17 protein-coding genes are annotated in these 17,836 nt (G+C 55.9%); 5 read left to right on the top strand and 12 right to left on the bottom strand.

Annotation, left to right across the window (positions count from 1 at the left end):
* Positions 1 to 345 precede the first annotated feature (345 nt).
* Positions 346 to 729 (top strand): aspartate 1-decarboxylase autocleavage activator PanM, encoded by a 384-nt coding sequence (gene panM / locus AC4IBF_RS20460; RefSeq protein WP_023334145.1) that lies wholly within the window; start codon positions 346 to 348, stop codon positions 727 to 729.
* A 177-nt stretch (positions 730 to 906) separates the two neighbouring features.
* Here panM and livJ read toward each other — a convergent pair whose 3' ends face one another.
* The 6 genes from livJ to ftsY form a co-directional block, all read right to left on the bottom strand.
* Positions 907 to 2,007: a branched chain amino acid ABC transporter substrate-binding protein LivJ gene (gene livJ / locus AC4IBF_RS20465; protein ID WP_143344528.1), complete on the bottom strand. Its 1,101-nt coding sequence runs from the start codon at positions 2,005 to 2,007 to the stop codon at positions 907 to 909.
* A 197-nt stretch (positions 2,008 to 2,204) separates the two neighbouring features.
* On the bottom strand, positions 2,205 to 3,470 hold the full coding sequence (locus tag AC4IBF_RS20470) for a 4-aminobutyrate--2-oxoglutarate transaminase (RefSeq protein ID WP_133293574.1): 1,266 nt from the start codon (positions 3,468 to 3,470) through the stop codon (positions 2,205 to 2,207).
* A gap of 136 nt (positions 3,471 to 3,606) precedes the next feature.
* Positions 3,607 to 4,464, bottom strand: a complete 858-nt coding sequence (rpoH, locus tag AC4IBF_RS20475) for an RNA polymerase sigma factor RpoH (protein ID WP_115876938.1) — start codon at positions 4,462 to 4,464, stop codon at positions 3,607 to 3,609.
* A gap of 251 nt (positions 4,465 to 4,715) precedes the next feature.
* A complete protein-coding gene (ftsX, locus tag AC4IBF_RS20480; RefSeq protein ID WP_045909157.1) occupies positions 4,716 to 5,771 on the bottom strand; it encodes a permease-like cell division protein FtsX in 1,056 nt (351 codons plus the stop codon).
* Positions 5,764 to 6,429, bottom strand: a complete 666-nt coding sequence (ftsE, locus tag AC4IBF_RS20485) for a cell division ATP-binding protein FtsE (protein WP_045402529.1) — start codon at positions 6,427 to 6,429, stop codon at positions 5,764 to 5,766. Before ftsE ends, ftsX begins: the two co-directional genes overlap by 8 nt.
* A gap of 2 nt (positions 6,430 to 6,431) precedes the next feature.
* Positions 6,432 to 7,892, bottom strand: coding sequence for a signal recognition particle-docking protein FtsY (ftsY, locus tag AC4IBF_RS20490; RefSeq protein WP_133293573.1), 1,461 nt, complete (start codon positions 7,890 to 7,892; stop codon positions 6,432 to 6,434).
* Positions 7,893 to 8,019: 127 nt separating this feature from the next.
* Between ftsY and rsmD the strand changes: the two genes are divergently transcribed.
* The gene (rsmD, locus tag AC4IBF_RS20495; RefSeq protein WP_023310014.1) at positions 8,020 to 8,622 is read left to right on the top strand and encodes a 16S rRNA (guanine(966)-N(2))-methyltransferase; all 603 of its coding nucleotides are present in this window, start codon (positions 8,020 to 8,022) and stop codon (positions 8,620 to 8,622) included.
* Positions 8,606 to 8,887 carry a DUF1145 family protein gene (locus AC4IBF_RS20500; protein WP_010436509.1) on the top strand — a complete coding sequence of 94 codons (282 nt, stop codon included), beginning with the start codon at positions 8,606 to 8,608 and terminating at the stop codon, positions 8,885 to 8,887. The genes rsmD and AC4IBF_RS20500 overlap by 17 nt, the downstream gene beginning before the upstream one ends.
* A gap of 60 nt (positions 8,888 to 8,947) precedes the next feature.
* On the opposite strand, the gene AC4IBF_RS20505 is transcribed toward AC4IBF_RS20500, so the two are convergent.
* The gene (locus tag AC4IBF_RS20505) at positions 8,948 to 9,304 is read right to left on the bottom strand and encodes a DUF2500 domain-containing protein (RefSeq protein WP_136195998.1); all 357 of its coding nucleotides are present in this window, start codon (positions 9,302 to 9,304) and stop codon (positions 8,948 to 8,950) included.
* Between the two features lie 129 nt (positions 9,305 to 9,433).
* On the opposite strand from AC4IBF_RS20505, the gene AC4IBF_RS20510 reads away from it, so the two are divergent.
* Entirely contained in the window at positions 9,434 to 10,060 is a 627-nt protein-coding gene (locus AC4IBF_RS20510; protein ID WP_024906687.1) for a lysoplasmalogenase, read from the top strand.
* A gap of 76 nt (positions 10,061 to 10,136) precedes the next feature.
* The gene (gene zntA / locus AC4IBF_RS20515; RefSeq protein ID WP_133293572.1) at positions 10,137 to 12,308 is read left to right on the top strand and encodes a Zn(II)/Cd(II)/Pb(II) translocating P-type ATPase ZntA; all 2,172 of its coding nucleotides are present in this window, start codon (positions 10,137 to 10,139) and stop codon (positions 12,306 to 12,308) included.
* A gap of 87 nt (positions 12,309 to 12,395) precedes the next feature.
* Here the strand turns inward: zntA and ubiA are convergent, their stop codons facing one another.
* From ubiA to malK, 5 genes are all read right to left on the bottom strand, one after another.
* A complete protein-coding gene (ubiA, locus tag AC4IBF_RS20520) occupies positions 12,396 to 13,265 on the bottom strand; it encodes a 4-hydroxybenzoate octaprenyltransferase (RefSeq protein ID WP_111965826.1) in 870 nt (289 codons plus the stop codon).
* Positions 13,266 to 13,277: 12 nt separating this feature from the next.
* Positions 13,278 to 13,775, bottom strand: coding sequence for a chorismate lyase (gene ubiC / locus AC4IBF_RS20525; protein WP_021242729.1), 498 nt, complete (start codon positions 13,773 to 13,775; stop codon positions 13,278 to 13,280).
* A gap of 180 nt (positions 13,776 to 13,955) precedes the next feature.
* The gene (gene malM / locus AC4IBF_RS20530) at positions 13,956 to 14,915 is read right to left on the bottom strand and encodes a maltose operon protein MalM (protein ID WP_133295391.1); all 960 of its coding nucleotides are present in this window, start codon (positions 14,913 to 14,915) and stop codon (positions 13,956 to 13,958) included.
* 111 nt (positions 14,916 to 15,026) lie between these two features.
* Positions 15,027 to 16,352 (bottom strand): maltoporin, encoded by a 1,326-nt coding sequence (locus AC4IBF_RS20535; RefSeq protein WP_047173657.1) that lies wholly within the window; start codon positions 16,350 to 16,352, stop codon positions 15,027 to 15,029.
* Positions 16,353 to 16,423: 71 nt separating this feature from the next.
* Complete coding sequence (gene malK, locus AC4IBF_RS20540) at positions 16,424 to 17,533, bottom strand: maltose/maltodextrin ABC transporter ATP-binding protein MalK (RefSeq protein ID WP_023310005.1); 1,110 nt, start codon at positions 17,531 to 17,533, stop codon at positions 16,424 to 16,426.
* Positions 17,534 to 17,836: the final 303 nt, after the last annotated feature.

Here is a 17,836-nt window from a genome sequence, read left to right on the forward strand (position 1 = left end):
ACGCTATTTTTACCAGTGCCTTTAATGGTTTAGCGCAGGTTTTTGTCAAAAACCAGACTAAAATCTCTATTTTTCAGGCGATTAAGCAAAGATAATATTCTGAAATCAGGCAGAGATAAACAAATAAAAGTGCAGTTTGCAGCATAAAATAACGGTACAAAGCGCCGAATAAATCACTACCATTCAGGTTAAAATTCTGCTTATTTTTCGATCCATGTGTTTTCAAACTGCCCATCGCGTTGCCAAAAAACTAATCACCTGGTTAATGAGAATAAAAAGAGGAAGCCGCTGAGTGAATAAATTGAGTACACTGCCTCTACTCAATTTGATTTGGACAAGTAGCTAATGAAACTGACTATCGTGCGTCTGGTGACCTTTAGCGACCAGGATCATATCGACCTGGGCAAGATCTGGCCGGAATATTCCCCTTCGTCGCTGCGCGTTGATGAGACCCACCGCATTTATGCCGCGCGTTTTAACGAGCGCCTGCTGGCTGCGGTTCGCGTCACCCTGAGCGGTACAGAAGGAGCGCTGGACTCACTGCGCGTTCGTGACGTCACCCGTCGTCGCGGCGTGGGACAGTATTTAATTGAAGAAGTGATCCGCGAAAACCCAAGCGTGACCTCATGGTGGATGGCCGACGTGGGCGTGGAAGACCGCGGCGTGATGGCAGCGTTTATGCAGGCGTTAGGCTTTACGGCGCAGGAGAGCGGGTGGGAGAAGCGCTAAAAGAAAGCCGGGTGGCGGCTGCGCCTTACCCGGCCTACATTCTCCACTGTATTTTCCCAAGCATTTCGTGTTGCAGGAAGGCGGCAAGTTATGAAATCCCCGGGAGCTTACATAAGTAAGTGACCGGGGTTGAATAACGCAGCCAACGCACCTGCGGCGCGAAAGGAGACGGGAAAATTATTTTGCGTCTGTCGCCGTGCCATTGGCATGCCAGTCAAACACGCCGAACTCGAAGCCCTTCAGGTCGCCCTTCTCGTCCCAGGAGAGTGGCCCCATAACGGTCTGAACCGTATTCGCTTTCAGCCAGGTGGCAATTTCAGCCGGATCGGCTGACTGGTTCAGACCTGCCTGCAGAGACTGCAGCGCCGCGTAGGTGGTCCAGACGAACGCGCCGCTTGGATCCTGTTTCTTCGCCTTGATGGCATCTACGATAGGTTTGTTCGCAGGGACCTGGTCGTAGTTCTTCGGTTTGGTCACCAGCAGACCTTCGGCTGATTCACCCGCAATGTTAGACAGAGAAACGTTCGCCACGCCTTCCGGGCCCATAAACTGGGTTTTCAGGCCCGCAGCGCGCGCCTGACGCAGGATCTGGCCCATTTCCGGATGGTAGCCGCCGTAGTATACGAAGTCGATATTCTCTTTCTTCAGACGCGCCACCAGGGTGGAGAAGTCTTTCTCACCGGCGGTGATCCCGTCGAAGAACACCACGTCGGCATTGGCTTTCTTGAGGTTGTCCTGCACTGAACGCGCCAGACCTTCACCGTACTGCTGCTTGTCATGAACGATAGCAATGCGCTTCGGCTTCACTTTTTCAACGATGTATTTCGCCGCGGTTGGGCCCTGGTCTGAGTCCAGGCCGGTGGTGCGCAGGGTCAGCTTGTAGCCACGCGCAGTCAGCTCCGGTGCGGTCGCTGCCGGAGTGATCATCAGAATACCTTCGTCTTCGTAGATGTCAGACGCGGGCTGAGTAGAGGAAGAGCACAGGTGACCGATAACGTATTTGATCCCGTCGTTCACCACTTTGTTCGCGACCGCGACCGCTTGTTTCGGGTCACAGGCATCATCATATTTTACGATCTGCAGTTTTTCGCCTTTGATACCGCCCTTAGCATTAATGTCTGCAACCGCCTGTTCAGCGCCGGTAAATTCCTGGTCGCCGTACTGTGCTACCGGACCGGACATCGCGCCAACCACAGCCACCTTGATGTCTGCCTGTGCCATGGTGCTGAATGCCAACGCGATACATCCTGCCAGTAACGCTTTACCCTTCATGTTCATCCTGAGATTCCCCATTATTATGGTTATTACGATTGTTGTGATGTTGTTGTGCAGCGCTTTATGTCAGTTATAGGTGTGCTGTCCGCGCTTTTTCAGCATACTCTGCTAAAACATACCCGATTTTTATGATTTTGGAATAGCTAATTTGAAATGAATATATGATAAGCCCGGCAGGATTTACCGCCGGGCTTGCGGCTTTAACGTGTCAGCGACGCGGAGATTATATCCAGCGCTTTCCGGAACTGCGCTTCAGGGATAGTCAGCGGATAGAGGAAACGAATGACGTTGCCGTAGACGCCGCAGCTCAGCAGAAGCAGCCCTTGGTTCAACGCACGTTCCTGCACCTGGCGGGTAAATTCCGGAGAAGGCTGGCCCGTTTGCGGGTCGTTAAACTCTACCGCCACCATCGAGCCCTGCCCGCGAATGTCAGCGATATACGGGCAGTGTTCCTTGGCTTTGTTGAGCACTTCCACCAGGTGATGGCCGAGATGCGCCGAGCGCGTGCAGAGATCTTCCTCGTCAATCACGTCCAGCACCGCGTGCGCTGCGGCAATCGCCAGCGGATTACCCGCGTAGGTGCCGCCCAGCCCGCCCGGCGCAGGCGCGTCCATCACGTCGGCACGGCCCGATACCGCCGAGAGCGGCATCCCGCCCGCCAGGCTTTTTGCCATGGTGATCAGGTCCGGCTTCACGCAGTGGTGTTCCATCGAGAAAAGCTTGCCGGTGCGGGCGAAGCCGCTTTGCACCTCGTCGGCAATCAGCAAAATACCGTGGGTATCGCACAGGGCGCGAAGAGCCTGCATAAAATCAGCAGGCGCAATGTTGAAGCCGCCCTCCCCCTGAACCGGTTCGAGAATAATCGCCGCGACCTGGTCAGGAGCAATATCCGCTTTAAAGATACGTTCCAGGCTTTTTAACGCCTCAGCGGTGCTGACGCCGTGTAGGTCATTCGGATACTGCGCGTGGTAAACCGAGCCGGGGAAGGGTCCGAAGCCGATCTTGTACGGCGCAACTTTGCCGGTCAGCGCCATAGTCATAAAGGTGCGGCCGTGGAACGCGCCGCCGAAGGTGATAAGGCCAGGACGTTTGGTATAGGCGCGCGCAATTTTGACCGCGTTTTCGACCGCCTCAGCCCCCGTGGAGAAGAACGCCGTTTTGGCAGGACCTTCTACGGGCACGCGTGCGTTGATACGCTCGGCAAGCGCCACGTAGCCTTCGTACGGCACAATCTGGTAGGCCGTGTGGGTAAACGCGTGAAGTTGTTTTTCGATTGCGGAAATGACTTTGGGATGCCGATGGCCGGTATTCAGCACCGCGATCCCGGCGGCGAAGTCGATATACTCATTGCCTTCCACGTCCCACACCGTGGCGTTTTCGGCTTTATCGGCATAGAAGTTACACATCACGCCGATGCCGCGCGGCGTCGCCTGTAAACGCCGGTCGTTCAGTTCGTTGTTTTTCACCCTGTCCCCCTGAGAAAGTCGCCTGCTTAGCGCATCAGTAAGTGTTTGCCAGGGGGAGGGAATTCGCCAGAGCGGGCGCTAAAAAAACAAAACCCCCAGACTCTCATCCAGGGGTTCTCGGTGTACTTCGCGGAAATTACGCTTCGATAGCGGCGCGAAGTTTTTTCATGGCGTTCTTTTCAAGCTGACGCACACGTTCTGCAGAGACGCCGTAACGGTCAGCCAGCTCCTGCAGCGTGGACTTGTTGTCTTCGTCCAGCCAGCGGGCGCGGATAATATCCTGGCTACGTTCGTCGAGGCCTTCCATCGCATGGGTCAGCTTGTTCGCGGCCTGATCTTCCCAGTTGTCCTCTTCGATGCCATCAGCAAAGTTAGAGGTTTTATCCTGCAGATACAGAACCGGTGCCATCGGCTGGCTGTCGGAGGCGTCGTCGTCGGAGGACATATCAAAGGTCATGTCCTGCGCGGCCATACGGGATTCCATCTCACGCACGTCTTTGCTGGTTACGCCCAGCTCGCGCGCCACCATTTCCACTTCATCCTGGTTGAACCAGCCCAGACGCTGCTTGGTTTTACGCAGGTTAAAGAACAGTTTGCGTTGCGCTTTTGTCGTGGCGACTTTCACGATACGCCAGTTGCGCAGCACGTATTCATGAATTTCTGCCTTGATCCAGTGTACGGCGAAGGAGACGAGTCGCACACCCACTTCCGGGTTGAAGCGACGCACAGCCTTCATCAGGCCGATGTTACCTTCCTGAATCAAGTCCGCCTGCGGCAGGCCATAGCCCGCATAATTACGAGCAATGTGAACAACAAAGCGCAGGTGAGACAGGATCAGCTTTTTCGCTGCTTCCAGATCGCCCTGGTAATGCAGCTTTTCAGCAAGCTCCTTTTCTTCCTCGGCCGTTAACATCGGCCAGGTGTTCGCAGCCCGGATATAAGATTCCAGGTTACCAACAGGGGCTAAAGCTAAAGTTTGCATTTCTTTGGTCATTCATTCCTCTCAGTGTTTCTTCTGGTCCAGGTTGTCCCCGTCAGGCAACAACCATGCCATAGCGTTTGAGCAACGAGATTAGCATTCACTCTTTTATCAGACAGTGATTTTATCCACAAGTTCCAGGTGCAACGGTGAATAAATTACGCACAAAATGTGACATGGAGATGATAACAGGGGAAGAGACAACAGGGACGCTTTCCCTGCAGAGCGAACATCTCGGTGCAGGGAAAGATTATATCACGCTTTTATTAGTCGGGAGTAAAGTGACGTAAATGTTGAACGGTTGCCAGCCACGCTGCCACCCACCCAATCATCGAACACACCAGCAGCAGTAACAGGCACTCATCGAACCCTAAGCCACTGATATCAAACTTCGTTCCGAAAACCTGCGCCACTTCAGTCACGGCAGACGAAAGCCGCATCACCAAAATTTCTGACAATATCAGTGAAAGAAATGCGCCGGAAAAACCGAGCAGTGCGCCACCGTAAAGGAACGGTCGGAGGATGAAGCCATCCGTCGCACCAATCAGTTTCTGCACGTTGATGGTATCGCGACGGGCAAAGATGCTCAGGCGCACGCTGTTGCCGATGACGAGGAAGACCGCCGCCACCATCAACACGCCAATCATCGCCGCGACGCGGCCTACCAGCCCGGTGAGAGCAGAAAGGCGCGCAAACCAGCTGTCATCCATGCGCACTTCATCAATGCCCTTAATGCGCGTGATGCGATCGCGCAGGGTGTTAAGCGAATCGGTCCCCTGGAAATCCAGCTTCGGGATCACCACCGCCACGGCGGGCAGCGGGTTCTCTTCAAGCATATCCAGTGCGCCGCCAAAGCCAGACCAGTTACGGAACTCGCCCAGCGCGTCTTCACGTGAGAGATAGTTGACCTTCTCCACGCCCTGCTCGGCCTGGATTTGCCCAACCACCTGCGCCGCCGCGTTATCGTCGAGCGCTTTATCCAGATAGACCGTGATCTGCGGAGACGGATAATACTGCGACGCCGCCTGATTGACGTTTTTATAGACCATATAGCAGACGCTTGGAAGCGTGAGGGAGATGGCAATCACCATCACCGTCAGGAACGTCGCCAGCGGTTTGCTTTTCAGGTCCTGCAGCGCGCCGTGGAACGCGTAGCGCACCTGCTCGTTAAACACGTTGGTTTTACGGGAGGCCGGTTTTGGCGCGGCCTTCTGGCGCTTCGGCGCATTACGATTGCCGTCACCCCCGCCCTGCGGCTTACGGAAACGGTCAAACCGGTTCCCGAACTGCCGAATCTGGTTTATTGCATCACGCTTATTCACCGTGGCCTCCGTGCAAATGACCGTCGCTCAGGGTCAGCATGCGGTACGAACGACGGGAAATCAGCCCGATGTCGTGCGTCGCCATCAATACGGTAACCCCCACGCGGTTAAATTCCTCAAACAGACGCAAAATCCCTTCTGACAGAGCATCGTCCAGGTTACCGGTCGGTTCATCCGCCAGCAGCACCGCAGGCTTGTTCACCACCGCGCGGGCGATACCCACGCGCTGCTGTTCACCGCCGGAGAGCTGGATCGGGAAGTTCTTCGCTTTGTCCAGTAGCCCGACCTTATCCAGCGCCGCAGAGACGCGGCGGCGGATATCGTCATAGCTGGCGCCGGCAATAATCAGCGGAATGGCCACGTTATCGAAAACGGTGCGATCCATCAGCAGGTGGTGATCCTGGAAAATCATGCCGATCTGGCGACGCAGGAACGGCACCTCACGGTTTTTCAGGCGGCTGATCTCATGGCCGCTGAAAAAGATCTTCCCGGCGCTTGGCCGCTCGATCCCACAGATAAGCTTGAGCAGGGTACTTTTCCCCGCGCCGGAATGGCCGGTCAGGAATGCCATCTCGCCCGGCTGCAGGTGGAATGTGACCCCCTGCAGCGCTTGTCTCCCACCGAGATAGGCCTTGCTGACGTGTTCAAAGCGAATCATTGTTAGTCCTCTCGGGCAAATAATGCCTCAATAAAGTCGTCCGCCTTAAACGGACGTAAATCCTCAATACGCTCGCCCACACCGATGTAACGGATAGGAATGCCGAACTGGTCAGCCACGGAGAAAATCACCCCGCCTTTCGCGGTGCCGTCCAGTTTGGTCAGCGTGATCCCCGTCAGTCCTACCGCTTCATGGAACAGTTTTGCCTGGCTGATGGCGTTCTGTCCGGTGCTGGCATCAATGGTCAGCATAATTTCATGCGGTGCGTCTTCGTCCAGCTTCTTCATGACGCGAACGATTTTCTTCAATTCTTCCATCAGGTGCGATTTGTTCTGCAAACGCCCTGCGGTATCGGCAATCAGCACGTCCACGTTGCGCGCCTTCGCCGCCTGGATGGCGTCAAAGATCACGGACGCGGAATCCGCGCCGGTATGCTGGGCAATCACCGGAATGTTGTTGCGCTGGCCCCACACCTGCAGCTGCTCAACCGCCGCTGCACGGAAGGTATCGCCCGCCGCCAGCATCACCGATTTGCCCTGCTGCTCGAACTGGCGCGCCAGCTTGCCGATGGTGGTAGTTTTACCCACGCCGTTCACGCCGACCATCAGAATAACAAATGGCGTTTTGCCTTCAATATTAAGCGGTTCATCAACTTTTGCGAGAATTTCACCCATCTCGTCTTTCAGCAGACCGTACAGCGCTTCGGCGTCGCGCAGCTGTTTGCGGCTCGCCCCTTCGGTCAGATTGGCGATGATCTTACGGGTAGTTTCTACCCCAACGTCAGCAATCAGCAGTTGTTCTTCCAGCTCTTCAAACAGATCGTCGTCGATCTTCTTGCCGCGGAACAGACTGATAAATCCGGAACCTAAGTTTTCTTTGGTTTTAAGCAGGCTGCGCTTCAGGCGCGCGAAGAAACCTTCTTTGGTCGGTTTTTCCTGCTCCTGAACGATCTCGTCTTCGGCCTGCTCTTCTACCGGCACAACGATGACCGCTTCTTCAGCTGCCTCCGCCGCCAGCGCCTGGGCTTCCAGCTCGTCGTCGGTCAGCTCTGGCTCAAGCGTCGCTTCTTCTTCCACCGCCTCAACGATTTCAACGGTTTCCGCTTCGGCCTGCCACTCTTCGGCAGACACCGCTTCGTCTTTGACCTCTTCCGGCAGCGGCAGCTCTTCATGCTCGATAACGGCCTGTGGCGCTTCGGTAACGGCTTCGACGATAATCGGTTCTGGCTTCTCGTTCTCCTGAACCTGTTCAGTGACTTCAATCACCTCTTGTGCAAAGGATTCAATTTCTTCTTTGCTGGGCGCCGTTTCTTCCGCTTCGACAACCGCGGCGGTTTCTACAGGCGTTTCAGGCTGCGACTGCTCTTCAACGGCTTGTTGCTCTTCGGTTTTCTGTTCTGTTTCTTGCTCTTTTTCACCGAAGCCCAGCCAGGAAAAGAAGCCACGTTTTTTTTGTTTTGCCATCTGCGACTACACTCCTCGCGGCGCTATATACATGGAAGCTAAAAAAATGATGAAATAGTCTAACACTTTACTTAATTGACATCACCGCCCGCAATCGCAGGCCAATTGTTAACAGAGCTTTCCTGAGATGAAGAAACCCAACCGCGCCCCGGCCGGTCAAATTCGTATTATCGGCGGTCAGTGGCGAGGCCGGAAATTACCGGTGCCGGACAGCCCCGGTTTACGCCCAACTACCGACCGCGTGCGCGAGACGCTGTTTAACTGGCTGGCTCCGTCTATGGTAGACGCCCACTGTCTGGACTGCTTCGCCGGAAGCGGCGCCCTCGGGCTGGAAGCGCTGTCGCGCTATGCCGCCAGCGCCACGCTGCTGGAGATGGAGCGCGGCGTTGCGCAGACGCTGCAGCAAAATCTGGCGACGCTGAAGGCGAGCAACGCCAAAGTGGTGAACACCAACACGCTGAGCTTCCTCGCGCAAAAGGGCACGCCGCATAACGTGGTGTTTGTCGATCCGCCGTTCCGCAAGGGGCTGCTTGAAGAGACGTTATCCCTGCTGGAGCAAAACGGCTGGCTGGCGGATGACGCGCTGATTTATGTTGAAAGCGAAGTGGAAAACGGTTTACCGCCGGTTCCCGCCCACTGGGATCTGCACCGTGAAAAAGTGGCAGGTCAGGTTGCTTATCGTCTTTATCACCGTCAGGCACAAGGAGGATCCGATGCCGGTACTGATTAACCTGGGACGCTTGCTGATGCTGGGCGTCTGGGCGTTCTTGATTCTGAATCTGGTGCACCCGTTCCCGCGCCCGATGAACATTTTCGTTAACGTGGCGCTGATTTTCACGTCGTTTATGCACGCCCTTCAGATGGTGATGCTGAAAAACGGCCTGCCGAAAGACGGCCCGCAGATGACGGGCTGGCAGCAGCTGCGCGTCTTTATTTTCGGCGTGTTTGAGCTGCTGGTGTGGATGAAAAAATTTAAGGCGCAGGTGAAGAAGTAAGGTGCGGCCTGATGCCCTCACCTTTACCCTCTCCCACAGGGAGAGGGAACCAATCGCGCCTTATTCAGGCGTAAAACCTTCGAATCGCGACCCTTTGTAGCTCAGCGTTCCTTTCTCTCCCACCGTCAGCTGATGGTACTGTTGCGCCTCCAGGCGGAAGGTCATCTCAAGGCCGCCCGTTTCCGGCTTAAAGCTCGCTTCATAGCGCATTGTTGTGCCCGCAGGCGTCACCTGCTGCTGGCGCGAGCGGCGGTCATTGAGCGGTTTTTCGCGTTTGTTCGTCACCACCACGCGCTTTTGCATCAGCGGTGCGGCACCGTTATCCGCCTTCTCGCGGCGCTGCTGCACGAAACGAAACGAGGCGGCAATGACGATAATCGCCACCACGATAATGAAAAAAAGCGGCATCTTGCTCATTGAAAAATCCCATCAGATTATGCGGAATTCAGGATACCTTGCCTTCCCCACCATTGCCAAACGCCCGCCCGCGTCACTACACTGGATCAGAAACTGATTATTCAGGCTTAACAGATACAGGGAGTTAATATGCTTTGGTCATTTATCGCTGTCTGTTTTTCCGCATGGCTTTATGTCGATGCGTCGTACCGTGGTCCCACCTGGCAGCGCTGGTTGTTTAAACCGGTCACGCTGCTGCTCCTGCTGCTGCTGGCCTGGCAAGCGCCAATGTTTAATGCCGTCAGCTATCTGGTGCTCGCCGGGCTGTGCGCCTCTCTGATTGGCGATGCCCTGACCCTGCTGCCGCGCCAGCGCCTGCTGTATGCCGTAGGGGCATTTTTCCTGTCGCATCTGCTGTATACCATCTACTTCGCCAGCCAGATGACGCTCTCTTTCTTCTGGCCGCTGCCGCTGGTCCTGCTGGTGATTGGCGCCCTGCTGATCGCGGTGATCTGGTCGCGTCTGGAAGAGATGCGTTTGCCGGTTTGTACATTTATCGCCATGACGCTGGTAATGGTATGGCTGGCAGGTGAACTGTGGTTCTTCCGTCCGACCGCTCCGGCGATGTCAGCGTTCTTCGGCGCCGCACTGCTGCTGATCGGTAACGTCGTCTGGCTGGGCAGCCACTATCGCCGCCGCTTCCGGGCGGATAACGCGATTGCCGCCGCCTGTTACTTTGCCGGGCATTTCCTGATTGTGCGTTCGCTGTATATCTAAATAGCGCTTGACTCTGGAGTCGACTCCAGAGTGTATGCTGCGGTTAATGAGAAAATTATCATTGCCGGAGACTGCCATGTCGACTCCAGAAATACCTAAAAAAGTTCCTCAATTCTCGGCACTTAAGCTCAGCCCGGCTCCGTCGAAAGACGACTGCTGCTGCGAAGGCGCGTGCGAAACGCAAACTCAACCCCTTCCTGAAAGCGGCAACCGCTACAGCTGGGTCGTCAACGGCATGGACTGCGCCGCCTGCGCGCGCAAAGTGGAAAACGCCGTCAAACAGGTGCCGGGCGTGAGTCACGTTCAGGTGCTGTTCGCCACCGAAAAGCTGCTGGTTAGCGCCGATAACGACGTCAGCAAGCAGGTTGAAGCCGCCGTCAGCAAGGCGGGTTATACCCTGCGCAGCGAAACGGCGCCCGTTGAAAAAGTCTCCTCCCTGAAAGAAAATCTGCCGCTCATTACCCTCATCATCATGATGTCCCTGAGCTGGGGTCTGGAGCAGATTAACCACCCGTTCGGCAATCTGGCGTTTATCGCCACCACCCTGGTCGGTCTGTTCCCGATTGCCCGTCAGGCGCTGCGCCTGATGAAAAGCGGCAGCTGGTTTGCCATCGAAACGCTGATGAGCGTGGCGGCCATCGGCGCGCTGTTCATTGGCGCGACGGCAGAAGCGGCGATGGTGCTGCTGCTGTTCTTAATCGGCGAACGTCTTGAGGGCTGGGCGGCGAGCCGGGCGCGTAAAGGGGTCAGCGCGCTGATGGCGCTGAAGCCGGAAACCGCCACGCGCGTGGTAAACGGTACGCGTGAAACGGTCGCCATCACTACGCTGCGTCCGGGCGACGTGATAGAAGTCGCGGCAGGCGGACGCCTGCCTGCAGACGGCGCGCTGCTTACCGCCACCGCAAGCTTTGATGAAAGCGCCCTGACCGGCGAGTCCATTCCGGTTGAACGTGAGGCGGGTGAAAAAGTGCCTGCAGGCGCCACCAGCGTCGATCGTCTGGTGCAGCTTAAGGTTCTTTCCGAGCCAGGCGACAGCGCCATCGACCGTATCCTGAAGCTGATTGAAGAGGCTGAGGAGCGCCGCGCGCCGGTCGAACGCTTTATCGACCGCTTCAGCCGGATCTACACGCCCGCCATTATGCTGGTGGCTCTGCTGGTTACCGTCGTCCCACCGCTGTTCTTTGGCGCGCCGTGGGAGGGCTGGATTTATAAAGGGCTGACGCTGCTTCTGATCGGCTGCCCATGCGCGCTGGTGATTTCCACCCCGGCGGCGATTACGTCCGGTCTGGCGGCTGCGGCACGTCGCGGGGCGCTGATTAAGGGCGGCGCGGCGCTGGAGCAGCTCAGCCAGGTCCAGCATATCGCTTTTGATAAAACCGGTACGCTGACCGTGGGCAAGCCGCAGGTGACCGGCGTGTATCCGCAGGATATCAGTGAGGATGAACTGCTGGCCCTGGCCGCCGCCGTTGAACAGGGCTCCACCCATCCGCTGGCGCAGGCGATTGTGCGTGAAGCGCAGTCGCGCGGACTAAACATACCTCCGGCAACCGCCCAGCGGGCGCTGGTAGGGTCAGGGATTGAGGCCACCGTTGACGGTAAAAAGGTGCTGATTGTCGCGGCGGGTAAGTCTTCTACTCCAGAGGTGGAGACGTTAGAACAGACCGGACAGACGGTCGTGACCGTCATGCAGGACGGCACCGCAAAAGGGATGCTGGCGCTACGCGACACCCTGCGCGATGACGCAAAAGAGGCCGTGGCGGCGCTGCATCAGCTGGGCGTGAAGGGCGTGATTCTCACCGGTGATAACCCTCGCGCGGCGGCAGCGATTGCCGGTGAGCTGGGGCTGGCGTTTAAAGCCGGATTGCTGCCTGCGGATAAGGTCAGCGCGGTGACGGAGCTGAACGCTCAGGCTCCGCTGGCGATGGTCGGTGACGGGATCAACGATGCCCCGGCGATGAAAGCGTCCACCATTGGTATTGCGATGGGTAGCGGTACTGACGTGGCGCTGGAGACCGCCGACGCGGCGCTGACCCACAACCGCCTGACCGGGCTGGCCCAGATGATCGATCTTGCGCGCGCGACGCGGGCCAATATCCGTCAGAACATCGGCATCGCGCTCGGGCTGAAGGGGATTTTCCTGGTGACGACCCTGCTCGGCATGACCGGACTGTGGCTGGCGGTGCTGGCGGATACCGGGGCAACGGTGCTGGTGACGGCGAACGCGCTTCGGCTGCTGCGTCGCCGGTAAAAAAACGCCCGGTGGCGCTAACGCTACCGGGCCTACATTTCCTGCCAGATCGTGGATCGAGTAAGACGAAGCCGCCACCCGACTTTTTTATAAGAAATAGCTCATCGCCAGGCCTAAAAACAGCACCAGACCGACGTAGTTATTGTTCATAAACGCCTTGAAGCAGGCATCACGTTCACGCTTAGCGATCAGCTTCTGCTGATAAGCAAACAGCAGCCCCGCCACCAGCACGGACCAGTAAAACTCCCAGTTCAGCCCGTTCAGGCGGCCAATCGCCACCATCAGCGCCAATACCGCGACCTGCAGGATACCGATAATCAGCTTGTCGTGACGACCAAAGAGGATGGCGGTGGATTTGATGCCGATTTTCAGGTCATCGTCGCGGTCTACCATTGCATATTGCGTGTCGTAAGCCACCGCCCAGAGAATGTTCGCCAGGAACATCAGCCAGCAGCTGAGCGGTAAGGACTCACTAACCGCCGCAAACGCCATCGGAATCGACCAGCCAAACGCCGCGCCCAGCACCACCTGAGGCAGGTGGGTATAGCGCTTCATAAACGGATAAACCCAGGCCAGGGCCAGCGCCGCAACGGAAAGCAAAATGGTCATGGTGTTCAGGGTTAACACCAGCAGGAAAGAGAGCAGCACCAGAACAATAAACAGCACGCGGGCTTCTTTCCCGGTGACCTGCCCGCTGGGTAACGGACGACCGGCAGTACGCTTAACATGACCGTCGAATTTACGATCGGCATAGTCATTCACCACGCAGCCCGCCGCGCGCATCAGCCAGACGCCGGCAACGAACACGCCCAGGATCCACAGCGGCGGCACGCCCGGCGTGGCAAGCCACAGCGCCCAGAGGGTCGGCCACAGCAGCAGCAACGCGCCAATGGGTTTATCGGTACGCATTAAGCGGTGATACGCCAACAGCTTATTCTGCGTCAGGCTCCACTCCATTTTTTCTTCCTCTTAGTACAACGGTGATGCCGGTAAAAAAAGCTCCGTCAGTATTAACGGTTTACCGCTCAGGCGAAGGCGGGAACGACGCCCCCACAGTTCAGCATCACGACCAATCTCAATAAAATCCCGGGTAAGCTCAGACGAGGTGAAAAGGTAACGCCCCAGAGGCGTTTTCCCCAGACGTTGCAGTGCCAGTTCTGGCCCGGAAAGGGTGGACTCGGGCACTACCGTCCGTCCGGCAAGCCACGGCTCGCCATCGGCACAGAGCAAAATTTCGCGCAGCCAGTAACGTGGCTCGTGCGGCAGCAGCGGCAGCTCGTTGGCGATCTCATCGCCAGAGACAAACCCTTCCTGAATCAGGGTCACCGTGACCGTTTTACCCTGTTGCTCAAAACGTTTCGTCATGGAATCTTCCAGCAGCAACCAGTCCAGCTGCTGCGGATCAAGCGCAGGTATTTGGTCGAAATAGCGCAGCGCACGCAGTTGCGTTAGCGCAGGGTGTGACATGCCAGACTCTCCGATACATAACGTAATGGCATTGTATCGCAGAAACACGGATTGAGGGGGGCCAAACGTTATTTAACGATCACGATCGCAACATGGGCGCAACAGCCTGGCCGATACGAAAAAAAGTGCGCCCACTCAGGCGCACCAAACTACTAACAAATCAGCACTGTGGGGAAACGGTTACCCCTTGCCTTTTACACTGCTGATAAAGGTGGAACGGGCAGTGGTTGAACCTAAACGTTCGGCTTCATCAAGCAGCTTCAGCGCTTTATCGACATCGCCGCGCTTCACCGCCTGCTTAATGGCGTTGTTGAAGTACTCTTCGGTGTCGTTCAGTACCGGCTCGGCTTTCTTCGCCGGGGCAGGCGCTGCAGTCGCTACCGGTGCGGCTGCCGTGGCAGCGGGTGCGGTATAGGCAGGTGCAGGTGCCGCAGTGTTGCCAACGGTGACAGCAGCAGGGCCAGAGGATCCGAATAACGGCCCGACCAGAATACTGGAGCTGGTGTTTGTTTGAACTTTGAGTTTTAGCGTACCGTTCGTCACGTGGCGTGCGACCGGATCAGGAATATCAGGAATAGCGTTACCCGCCCCCTGAGCATAGGATTTTGCCGGATCAATCATTTTGGTGGTGCGCTGCAGATCTTCGGGCGTAGTAAACGCGAGGATATAAATCTTTTGCTGGCCTAAAGCGGGTGTCAGTTTCAGTATGCCCTCAAGGCGGTCAGCCGACATGACGCCGGGTTTCTGATAGGTAAAATAACTGCTTGGGAAAAAAGCTGAAGGCGACATGTTTTGATCAAGCACTAACACGTTTGGTGCAAATACAGAGGGTGTTTTGTCGGCTTCACTGACAAGCGTTAACGTTAACTCACCCACATTTGCAGGGACACTCCATGCAGCAACCGGTCCTGAAATTCCCGGTACATTCAGGGTCTGTCCTGTATTCCCCAACTCGATGGTCTGGGTTTGTGCCACATTCACGGGCACCCAGTTCAGACTTTGCAGTGTGGCAGAGGGGATCGCAGGCGCAGCAGTCGTGTTCTGCGGAACGATATTGACATCAGCCAAGCTCACTGCTGGTAATGCAGCAAACATGCCCGCCGTCAGACAGAGTGCTAAGAGACTTTTTTTCATCGTTATGACCTCATTATTCGAAAGCATGGTAGCCAGGCAATAGCGCATACTTTCCGAGAAATGCGTTATGAGTTAGAGGGGCCTAAGCCCCTCTTTTAAATACATTAACGTCTAAAATTACCACCAGATTTCCATCTGAGCACCGAAGGTCCACTCATCGCTGTCACCACGGCTGGTCGTACCGAACGGAGTTACAGTGCTGTTGCTTGCAGCAGTGGAAGAGAAGTTACCCTCAGAGTCGGTCTTCACGTAACCCCATTTCTCATCCCACTTGGCGTAGGTAGCAAACACGCGAATCGCTGGACGGGACCAGATGCTGTCACCCGCCTGCCACTGTTGTGCCAGAGTGATTTTGTATTGGTCGTTACGATCGCCGGTTTGCTGAGATTTGACGTTGTCATATCCCACTTCCAGCAAGGTGCTCATGATAGGCGTCCATTTGTACATTGGACGCACGCCCACGGTGTACCAGGTGGTACCTTGATTGTTGTCACGATCGATATCCTGATACATACCGACGTACATCAGGTCCCATTTATCCGCCAGCGTGATCGCACCGTGGTCGAGGATACGGATCAGGCTGCCGTCATTATCAACAGCACCCCCACGCGCCTGACCTTTACCCTGAGAAATCATGGAGTCGGTGGCGTACTGCACCACAAACTTGTTGAAGCCTTTCATCATGCTCTGGGTGTGTTCTGCAGTGAACATCCAGCCATCTTTCGATGCACCAGGCTGCAGGTAGTAATCGTCAGGAATGTTGGTATGGCCGTAGTCAACACCCAGTTCCAGAGTACCGCCCGGGTTAATTTCCATACCGGCTAAACGCGCATCAAACACGTCGTTTGGCACTTTGTTGTTATAGGTACGCAGACCGGTATTCGGATCGCGATCGCCAAAAGCCGAGGAGCCGCCGGATTCAGAAGAACGAGTTGCTGCGAGAGAGAGTTTACCTATACCGACATCAACGTTTTCCAGACCTGCACCAGGACCAGAAATATCCCAGTAGTAGAAGTCGATCATGTGAACGTCATGACGTTGATAGAAACGCTTACCTGCCCAAATATTTGCCCCTGGCAGTGAATCAATCAGGTTTTTACCTACGACGTTAAACTCACGCACTGCTGGCGTGTTACTGTCTTCCCAGTCGTTAAGCTGAGCAGTTTTATAGGCGATGTTGGAATCGAAATAGAAGCTCTTGTCCGCTTCTTTCCACACTTCCTGGCCTAATTTAACTTCCGCATAGGTTTCACACTCGTTACCAAGACGATATTTAGAATCCGCACCGGTGGTCTGGAAACATTGTTGTTCACCACCACTCCCGGTCCAGCCGATGCCAGAACGAGCATAACCTTTAAAATCTACAGCACCCGCCTGGGCAGACAGGATGCCTGCCGCAATGGCGATTGCCAGAGGGACTTGTTTGCGCAGAGTAATCATCATTCTATCTCCTGAGATCATTGCTTTTCTTTGAACACTTCACCTGTCGGTTTCGTGTCTTCTTTTGGGATTGCTTAAACGCCTGGCTCTTTATGCAACCGACGACATGCAGTGCCATCCTCACGGAACAGATGGCAACGCTCTGGCGGCAAGCCGATAGCGAATGTGGCACCCTCTTCTACCAACACCACGTCGTTCTGGCGGTAGACCAGGTTCTGACGGATGGCGGGGATCTGGATATGAATCTGTGTTTCGTGACCAAGCTGTTCGACGACCTGAACGTCACCTTCCAGGGTCACATCAGCGATGTGGCTCGGCAGCAGATGCTCAGGACGAATACCGAGGGACATGTTTGCCCCGACCTGTACGTTGGCGCTGTCGACCGGCAGCCAGACCTGCTGGCGGTTTGGCAGCTCCACCTGTACCTGTTCAATGGCTGTCGCGGTCACTTTGACGGGCAGGAAGTTCATCTTTGGCGAGCCAATGAAGCCCGCAACAAAGCGGTCTGCCGGGTAGTGATACAGCTCCAGCGGTTTACCCACCTGCGCCACGCGACCGGCATCCAGCACCACGATTTTGTCGGCGAGGGTCATCGCTTCGACCTGATCGTGGGTGACGTAAATCATCGTGCGGCCAAGACGCTTGTGCAGACGGGAGATTTCGATACGCATCTGGACGCGCAGGGCGGCATCCAGGTTGGAAAGCGGTTCGTCGAGCAGGAAGACGCGCGGCTCGGCGACCAGGGTACGGCCAATCGCCACGCGCTGACGCTGACCGCCGGAAAGCGCTTTCGGCTTACGCTCCAGCAGGTGCGCCAGCTGTAATACTTCAGCTACCTGCGTCACGCGCTGGTTAATGACCTCTTTCTTCGCGCCGGCCAGCTTCAGGCCAAAGGACATGTTCTCGGCAACGGAAAGATGGGGATAGAGTGCATAAGACTGGAACACCATGCCTACGCCACGTTCGGCAGGCGGGATGTCATTCATTCGGGTATCACCAATCAGCAGGTCGCCGCTGGTGATGGTTTCAAGACCGGCAATCATACGCAGCAGAGTAGATTTACCACAGCCTGATGGGCCAACAAACACCACGAATTCGCCTTCGTTGATGTCCAGATTGATGTCTTTCGACACCACAACGTCACCCCAGGCTTTCGTTACATTACGCAGCTGTACGCTCGCCATGCCCTTCTCCCTTCGTTACAACCTGTCACCGACAGAAACATTCAAGATAAGTTCACTATGGGGTATCCATTACTTTCCCGAATCCTCCACCCCCCGCCTTTTTTATGGGGGAGGAGGCGGGAGGATGAGAGAGCAGGCTCTGCGACCGCCGTGGGAGGGCTGAGGCAAAATTCGTGAAGCCGCCTGCAAAATTCGGTGGGTTTTTATGTGCGCCAGCACTCATAACTTAAATTTATGCAACGGAGATCACACAAACGGGGGGTGGGGCGTAGGGGTTGGGAGGATGGAAAGAGGATGTCAAAT

It is taken from the genome of Enterobacter sp. Taxon_8, assembly GCF_058354585.1.

Bases quoted from the DNA above. Each gene is read 5' to 3' on its own strand.
- panM (WP_023334145.1), top strand. From the start codon at position 346: ATGAAACTGACTATCGTGCGTCTGGTGACCTTTAGCGACCAGGATCAT.
- livJ (WP_143344528.1), bottom strand. From the start codon at position 2,007: ATGAACATGAAGGGTAAAGCGTTACTGGCAGGATGTATCGCGTTGGCA.
- rpoH (WP_115876938.1), bottom strand. From the start codon at position 4,464: ATGACCAAAGAAATGCAAACTTTAGCTTTAGCCCCTGTTGGTAACCTG.
- ftsE (WP_045402529.1), bottom strand. From the start codon at position 6,429: ATGATTCGCTTTGAACACGTCAGCAAGGCCTATCTCGGTGGGAGACAA.
- ftsY (WP_133293573.1), bottom strand. From the start codon at position 7,892: ATGGCAAAACAAAAAAAACGTGGCTTCTTTTCCTGGCTGGGCTTCGGT.
- rsmD (WP_023310014.1), top strand. From the start codon at position 8,020: ATGAAGAAACCCAACCGCGCCCCGGCCGGTCAAATTCGTATTATCGGC.
- AC4IBF_RS20500 (WP_010436509.1), top strand. From the start codon at position 8,606: ATGCCGGTACTGATTAACCTGGGACGCTTGCTGATGCTGGGCGTCTGG.
- AC4IBF_RS20505 (WP_136195998.1), bottom strand. From the start codon at position 9,304: ATGAGCAAGATGCCGCTTTTTTTCATTATCGTGGTGGCGATTATCGTC.
- AC4IBF_RS20510 (WP_024906687.1), top strand. From the start codon at position 9,434: ATGCTTTGGTCATTTATCGCTGTCTGTTTTTCCGCATGGCTTTATGTC.
- zntA (WP_133293572.1), top strand. From the start codon at position 10,137: ATGTCGACTCCAGAAATACCTAAAAAAGTTCCTCAATTCTCGGCACTT.
- ubiA (WP_111965826.1), bottom strand. From the start codon at position 13,265: ATGGAGTGGAGCCTGACGCAGAATAAGCTGTTGGCGTATCACCGCTTA.
- ubiC (WP_021242729.1), bottom strand. From the start codon at position 13,775: ATGTCACACCCTGCGCTAACGCAACTGCGTGCGCTGCGCTATTTCGAC.
- AC4IBF_RS20535 (WP_047173657.1), bottom strand. From the start codon at position 16,352: ATGATGATTACTCTGCGCAAACAAGTCCCTCTGGCAATCGCCATTGCG.
- malK (WP_023310005.1), bottom strand. From the start codon at position 17,533: ATGGCGAGCGTACAGCTGCGTAATGTAACGAAAGCCTGGGGTGACGTT.